This is a genomic window from Dyadobacter sp. (assembly GCF_051859145.1).
In the GTDB taxonomy this organism is placed as follows: Bacteria; Bacteroidota; Bacteroidia; order Cytophagales; family Spirosomataceae; genus Dyadobacter.
In genome coordinates this window covers 1-5,283 of sequence record NZ_JBHYGF010000303.1, presented here as the reverse complement: position 1 = coordinate 5,283, position 5,283 = coordinate 1, and the positions used below count along the sequence as shown (strand labels likewise).

Sequence of the window (5,283 nt, the reverse complement as noted above, 5' to 3'; positions counted from 1 at the left end):
GCCCGTAGAGCTGCTGGAAGATGTCCAGCATGTACTGGAAACCCTCAAAGGAAAGTACAGGCTCATTGTAGCAACAAAAGGCGACTTGCTGGACCAGGAGCGGAAATTACAGAAATCGGGCTTGCTGGAATATTTTCACCACATTGAAATCATGAGCGACAAGCGCGTGCAGGATTACAGCAAGCTCATCAGGCACCTGGATTGCCGCCCGGAAAACTTCCTGATGCTGGGTAACTCGATCAAATCGGATGTACTGCCCGTACTTGAACTCGGAGGCTTTGCGGCACATATTCCATTTCACGTAACCTGGCATCACGAGCACTACGAACACACCCTGGAACACGACAATTTTATGCAGCTGGAAAGATTGGGGGAAATACTGGATCATTTGTAAGTCAGCGCATTTTAAATTTTAAATTGCCCGCGCCCCTCAGGCAGCGGGCGATTTCTTTTCAGGGTCATATGGGAAAATTCCAGATCCATATGCGAAAACTTCTACTAACAACGCTTTTGCTGTTCAGCAGCCTGGTTCTCAAAGCCCAAACAAAAGATGTTTCCTGCGGTACCAAAGAAGAAACTTCAAGGGAAACCGATAGTCTGCTGAACCTGATGCGCCAGTCTCCCGGGCTGATGCGTGCGCGGACAAATGCAGAGATGAAAATTTGCAGGCTGGCTGTCGAAATCGACTCTGATACGTACACGGAGTTCGCCGGAGATACTGCTGCGATCCGGCGTGATGTACTGAAAATGGTTTCCTGGTGCTCCAAAATTTTCGAAGCAGAAACAAATATCCGCCTGGTAGTGAGTGTGATCCGGATCTGGAAGCCCAATGACGCGGATCCTTTCAGGGGTATCAACGACAGCAACGTGCTTCTCGGCCGCATCAATCAGGTGCCGCTTTCAGTCGGTTTTGACAAGCACATTTACCTGTATACCAAACAGCAGAATGGCCCTGGGGGAATTGCTTATCTGTCAGGAGTAGAAAGCGTTTCCCCTTTATACTCGCCGCAGGTGCTGGCGCACGAGCTCGGCCACAATCTCAGTTCGCCGCATACGCACAGCTGCAACTGGCCCGGCGGACCGATCGACTACTGCGCCGTGCCCGAATACGGATGCTATGATAAGTCACTGGAAATGTTACAGGTAAGTACCATTATGAGCTACTGCAACAGCCGCGAAAATACATTTCACCCCTTATCCCGCGAAATTATGATGCTGCACGCGGCAGGTCACTTCGCAAGCATTGGATCTGCCCCTGAGCAGGTGAGCCTGCAACCTGCTTACAACGCAGGAGAGCGGGATTTCTTCACTTTTGATCCTATTTTAGCAGCTACCAGATACCAGCTCAGCATTTCACAAAACGCGGATTTTTCAGGCGAAACCATAACCGAGCTTCCATTCAATGGATTTGAAACGAGCCAGCTTGTCACGGGTACCGGTTATTATTTCAGGATAAAAGCTGTCAATGCACTTGGGGCTTCTGACTGGTCGGCGACTTCCATTTTAACCATTACCCCAAAAAACATCGGTACGCCCGTAATTACAGCGCCACTCGGCGGTGACATGCGACGAGAAACAGGCAGCACAGTTCAGCTGCTTTTCAATGCAGCAGCAGGCGCATCCGCGTATGAGATCCAGATTTCGCAAGCCCTCGACCTTGGTTTTGGCAATACCTTAGTAAACCAGACAATCCCTGCCAACGATTTCAGCTTTACAATCCCTTACCGGATACCTCTGCGCTGGCGGGTAAGAGGGGTTAATGGGAGCGAAAAAGGAAGCTGGTCAGATCATTCCTTCATTCTTCCCAATGTAAGTCCCTATAACGGCCTGATTCTTCCAACCGGCTGGGACGGTCAGCCGACGCCAACTTCGTTTCCCTACTTCTATTCGATGCTGGACCCAACTTCGCAGGTGCGGGTTACGATCGATGACAATGGTGATTTCAGCAGTCCGATGATGGTCAAAGAGCAGGAGCCAACAGGTTTTTTCAAAAATCTCCCAGCCAACCAGACCTTATACATGAAAGTTGAGGAATGGAACAACAACCCGATCATTTATCCCGAAATGCCGCTAGCCAGCTATGTGATGTCGTTTTCAACCGGAAGCACCGAGCTGTCTGACAAAATCACATTTATGACAGAAACGGACGCAAAAGTGTTTGGTAACTTGTCGCAGAACATGGCTGTTTCCGATAAGTATATCTGGTTTGAAACACCAGGCACAGGTTACATCCGCATGAACCCGATCAACCTCAGCTATCAGGTTTTTAACCGGAACACCACCGACGGACTGATCGGCTCGGGTATGTTGCAGCGCTCCCTGCATTCCGACAAAAACAAAATGGTTCAGTTCATGAGCAAAGGTGCCTACAACGCAGTAAGGTGGGCCCGCACGTTGAATGAAGACCTGACAGGAGAATCGACTGTAATCCAGTTTTACGAAGAAGTGTACGACTTTGATCCGGACGGAAAAGTGGCCTGGAATGGAAAGCAGATTTTCTGGGAAAAGAATGGATATGTGATGCAGCACAGGTACTTCGCCCCAAACGAATACATTATTCAGGTTAGAGTTTCGGGAACAAAGGTTTGGACATTGTTGTCAGATTCCAACGACGGTATCAACAAGATTGTAGTCACCGATCTGGAAAATGCCTCGCATTATGAGACGATGAGCCAGAATACTGACCCTAACATTCACAGTATCATTTACCAGATGGAACTGGCACCAGACGGGGCAATCTGGATCCGGCAATACAATTCAAATACTTCGACGAACTCCATAGCGCGCTTTAATGGCAGCAGCTGGACTGTTTATGATCGGAACAACTCCCCGATAAACTCACCTTATACCCTGACATTCGCCCCGGATGGAATACCTTATGTTCTTCAAACAGGCTACCAATCCCAGATCTACCGGTTCAAAGACGGAAGCTGGGAGAATATGGAAGTAGAAATTCCCTATACAAATTTCAGTGGTCAGATGTTTGTTGACAAATATGAAAGCGCCTGGGTTTCTACCATATATGGTATGGTGCGCATCGTTACTTCCAACCTGCTACCAGTGACGCTGGTCAGTTTTGAAGCAGCAAAAATCGAGAATGCGGTGAAGCTGAACTGGCGGGTTGAAGATGAAGTGGATATGCTGGAATATGTGGTAGAACACAGCACCGACGGAAAGAGATTCGAACCAACAGGCCGCATTGAAGCTGCGCAAAAACCCACCTACGAGCTCACGCACCTGTACCCCGCGGCCGGGAAAAACTACTACCGCCTTAAATCCGTGGAGACAGACCAGGATTTCGCATTGAGCAAGATTGTAACAGTGACGTTTCCTGATATTGACGACACCTATTTATATCCAAATCCAACGCAAAATACAGTACGTATCTCCTTGCCACCCGAACAAACCGGGACATCGGGAAGGATTTCGGTCATAACAATGGAAGGAAAAAAGCTGCTCGATAAAGAGGTTCAACTATTGAAAACTTCCGAATCGGTCGACTTATCACCACTTCCCGGCGGACGTTATTTCATCCGCATTGACAATGGGAAGGAGACAATAAGCCGACCTGTTGAGCTTAGGAGGTGATTACTCCCCTAACCCCCATTGTTTGTTAGGCTTTGGTCCCATTTCGAGTTCGAGGGTACCTCCGGCCATTAAGTCGGTATGTGTAAATAAGGGTTTGTTCAAAGGTTTTCCATTGAACCTGGCGCTCTGAATGTACTTGTTCACGACGGAAGCCCCATTGGCGAGCACTGTAAACTGTTTCCCGTTTTGCAGGTCAATGGTTGTTTTCTCAAAAAGCGGGCTTCCGATCGTGTACTCAGGTTTGCCGGGTGTCAGCGGGTAAAAACCCATTGAAGAAAATACCACGAAGGCTGTCATACCACCGCCGTCTTCATCGCCGGGTATCCCGAAAATGTTGTCTTTAAACCAAACATCCAGCAAAAACCGGATCTGTTTCTGGGTTTTCCAGGGGGAGGTGCTGTTGTACAAATATGGAATGTGAAAGCTCGGCTCGTTGCCCATTGAAAACTGGCCCACATTGCCGGTCGCATCGGGAAACTTGGCCCAGAACTCGTATTTGCTTCTTCCCAGATCTTCGCGGAAAAGCTGGTCGAGCTCTGCTTCGAATTGCTGCTTCCCACCCATTAAGCCGATCAGCCCGGGAATATCGTGCTGCACCTGCCACTTGTAAGTGTACCCATTATTTTCGTCGTAATACTCACGTCCGCCCATTCCGCCGTCAAACTTGGGGTCAATCTTGATAAAATTCCCTTTGCGGTCTTTGGGAATAAACATCATCTGCTCTTTGTGCCAGAGGTTTTTGTAGTTCAAAGCGCGCTTGCTGAAAATGGCGTGATCCTGAGTTTTACCCAGTGCAGCAGCCATTTCCGCGACTGCCCAATCATCATAAGCCCCGCCCAGCGTCACTGCTACCGACTGTCGTTTTTCAAATGGCGTAACGAGCTTCACCGTTTCCTTTTCTCCCTTTCCAAGCGCAGGATAGTATCCGTTTTTCAGATAAAAATCATCCAGCTCGCACTTCGGTCCATTCACCCAGGGCAGCATGGTAGCCTCGTTGGCATTCTTCACCATTCCCTCGTACGCTTTTTCAATTTCAAAATTGCGCAGCCCCTTCTTGTAACCATCGAGCAGCACAATGGACGAGTGAAACCCATTCATGCAGGGATTATCTCCAAACAAAACAGGAAACTGCGGGATCCAGCCACTCTGCTTGTACATATCTACAAAAGATTGCAGCATATCCTCTTCCTGCCCCGGGTTGAGAATGGTGCGGAGCGGGTGGTGCGCCAGGTAAGTATCCCACATCCAGTCGTCTACGTAAAAAGTGCGGTTCTCGTGATGTACCTTGTTGTCATATCCGCTGTAATATTTCCCGTCTTCCGAAATGTCGACCATCCGCTCGTAAGTCCGGTATAATGCGGTATAAAAGCTTCTTTTTTGCGCCTCAGTGCCGCCTTGTACGTTGATCTGTCCGATTACCTTCTCCCACGCACGCTCTCCCTGCTTTTTGAGGGTTTCAAAATCCGTCGCTTTCAGTTCATTCTCGAAGTTCTTTTTCGCCTGCTCGGCAGACACGAAGGAGATTGCGTATTTCAGTTCTATTTCTTTATCATTTCTCGGGAAATTGATGGCGGCACGGGCGTTCTTACCTTCCACCTTCCGGGCTGCACCCAGCTTGTCTCCCATTCCGGTAACCACATTACCGCTTTCATTGAAAACACCATATAAATGGATTTTCATGCCGTGGTACAGCTC

At 48.7% G+C, this 5,283-nt stretch carries 3 protein-coding genes; 2 read left to right on the top strand and 1 reads right to left on the bottom strand.

What is annotated here, in order from left to right:
- Together ACTIE6_RS16875 and ACTIE6_RS16870 are read left to right on the top strand one after the other, a co-directional pair.
- The coding region (locus ACTIE6_RS16875) for an HAD family hydrolase (RefSeq protein ID WP_439557757.1) at positions 1-394 on the top strand (394 nt) is incomplete at its 5' end.
- 89 nt (positions 395-483) lie between these two features.
- Positions 484-3,588 carry a M12 family metallo-peptidase gene (locus ACTIE6_RS16870; RefSeq protein ID WP_439557756.1) on the top strand — a complete coding sequence of 1,035 codons (3,105 nt, stop codon included), beginning with the start codon at positions 484-486 and terminating at the stop codon, positions 3,586-3,588.
- Here the strand turns inward: ACTIE6_RS16870 and ACTIE6_RS16865 are convergent.
- On the bottom strand, positions 3,589-5,283 hold a 1,695-nt coding region (locus tag ACTIE6_RS16865), incomplete at its 5' end, for a glycoside hydrolase family 92 protein (RefSeq protein ID WP_439557755.1).

Coding starts and splice junctions, on each gene's coding strand:
- ACTIE6_RS16870 (WP_439557756.1), top strand. CDS start 484: ATGCGAAAACTTCTACTAACAACGCTTTTGCTGTTCAGCAGCCTGGTT.